The following is a 1,550-nucleotide window of genomic DNA, read 5'->3' on the forward strand; positions in this document are numbered from 1 at the left end:
GCCTTGATGATGGCTAATTTTTCTTATTTTTTACTGATAAAAGAAAAACTGGATCATATTTTTCAAAAAGTCATGAAAAATATGATCCAGTTTATTTATTGGCGGGACTTATGTCCCGGCCTCTTTTCGGATATAATTATGTGTATCGAAATCAACAAATAGGCGTATTGATATTTTATTCAAGGAGTGTTACACTTTTATCTTGTGAGTATCTGATAATACAGAAACTCTCCTTGCTCTTGCATAAAGAGCCATTAGTCCACGAGGAGGTGTACAAAAATGGAAGAAAAGAAATACGAAATTACTTACATTATTCGTCCAGACATCGATGATGCTGCTAAGACTGCTTTAGTAGAAAGATTCGACAAGGTTGTTAGCGACAATAATGCTAAGATTATCGATTCTAAAGATTGGTCAAAGCGTAAGTTTGCTTACGAAATCGGCGGTTATAATGAAGGTACTTACCACATTATCAACCTTTCAACTGATTCTGACGAAGCTTTGAACGAATTTGACCGTCTTGCAAAGATCAATGACGATATTTTACGTCATATGACTATCGTTCGTGAAGGTTAATAATTAATAATGAGAGGGGCATATTCAGCATGCTAAATCGAGCAGTTCTAACGGGTCGCCTAACCCGCGATGTTGATTTACGATACACACAAAGTGGTACTGCAGTGGGTACTTTTACCCTTGCAGTGGATCGTCGTTTTACCAATCAACAAGGTGAGCGTGAGGCTGATTTCATTAACTGTGTAATCTGGCGCAAGTCCGCTGAAAATTTTGCTAATTTCGTTCATAAGGGTTCCCTCGTTGGTGTCGAAGGCCGAATTCAAACTCGGAATTACGAAAACCAACAAGGACAACGAGTTTATGTAACTGAAATTGTGGTTGAAAACTTCTCCTTATTGGAACCTCGTTCTCAACGAGATAACAATAATGGTGGTTCAGCTCCACAAGGCAACAGTGCTCCTCAGCAAAATAACGGAAATCCATTCGATAATAATTCTTCGAATAATAGCAATAACAATTCTGCACCTGCAGATCCATTTGCTAATTCTGGGGACTCAATCGATATTTCCGATGATGATTTACCATTCTAGGTAGAAATCGAAAATAATTGAGGAGGAACAATTATGGCTCAACAAAGACGTGGCGGCCGTCGTCGTCGTAAAGTTGATTTTATTGCAGCAAATCATATCGAGTTTATTGATTACAAAGATACTGATTTGTTGAAGCGGTTTGTGTCAGAACGTGGAAAGATTCTTCCACGTCGGGTTACAGGAACTAGCGCAAAGAACCAACGCAAGTTAACCATTGCTATTAAGCGTGCACGGATCATGGGCTTAATGCCATTCGTTGCAGAAGATTAATATAAATAAGACTGATATAAAACGAAAGTTTTGTGTCAGTCTTTTTGTGGAACTTAGTCAAATCGTATTGATGAAGTTTCTGAAGCATCGCCGAAAGGTGATGCTTTTTTTGTCTAATCATGAATCAATCTGATTCTGATGAATAAATGGGCCATATTTTTAAAGCCATAACAA

General features: G+C 37.9%; 3 protein-coding genes. All 3 read left to right on the plus strand.

Translation table 11 applies throughout. The features are described from left to right. Positions 1-279: 279 nt before the first annotated feature. From rpsF to rpsR, 3 genes are read left to right on the plus strand one after another with little or no spacing between them, the layout of a single operon-like run. A complete protein-coding gene (rpsF, locus tag QOW94_RS10920) occupies positions 280-576 on the plus strand; it encodes a 30S ribosomal protein S6 (RefSeq protein WP_283680486.1) in 297 nt (98 codons plus the stop codon). A gap of 29 nt (positions 577-605) precedes the next feature. Then, complete coding sequence (gene ssb / locus QOW94_RS10925) at positions 606-1,106, plus strand: single-stranded DNA-binding protein (protein WP_283680487.1); 501 nt, start codon at positions 606-608, stop codon at positions 1,104-1,106. A 33-nt stretch (positions 1,107-1,139) separates the two neighbouring features. Then, the gene (rpsR, locus tag QOW94_RS10930; RefSeq protein ID WP_283680489.1) at positions 1,140-1,376 is read left to right on the plus strand and encodes a 30S ribosomal protein S18; all 237 of its coding nucleotides are present in this window, start codon (positions 1,140-1,142) and stop codon (positions 1,374-1,376) included. Positions 1,377-1,550 lie beyond the last annotated feature (174 nt).

Source organism: Lentilactobacillus sp. Marseille-Q4993 (assembly GCF_951230165.1).
Classification (GTDB): Bacteria; Bacillota; Bacilli; order Lactobacillales; family Lactobacillaceae; genus Lentilactobacillus.

Coding starts and splice junctions, on each gene's coding strand:
- rpsR (WP_283680489.1), top strand. CDS start 1,140: ATGGCTCAACAAAGACGTGGCGGCCGTCGTCGTCGTAAAGTTGATTTT.
- rpsF (WP_283680486.1), top strand. CDS start 280: ATGGAAGAAAAGAAATACGAAATTACTTACATTATTCGTCCAGACATC.
- ssb (WP_283680487.1), top strand. CDS start 606: ATGCTAAATCGAGCAGTTCTAACGGGTCGCCTAACCCGCGATGTTGAT.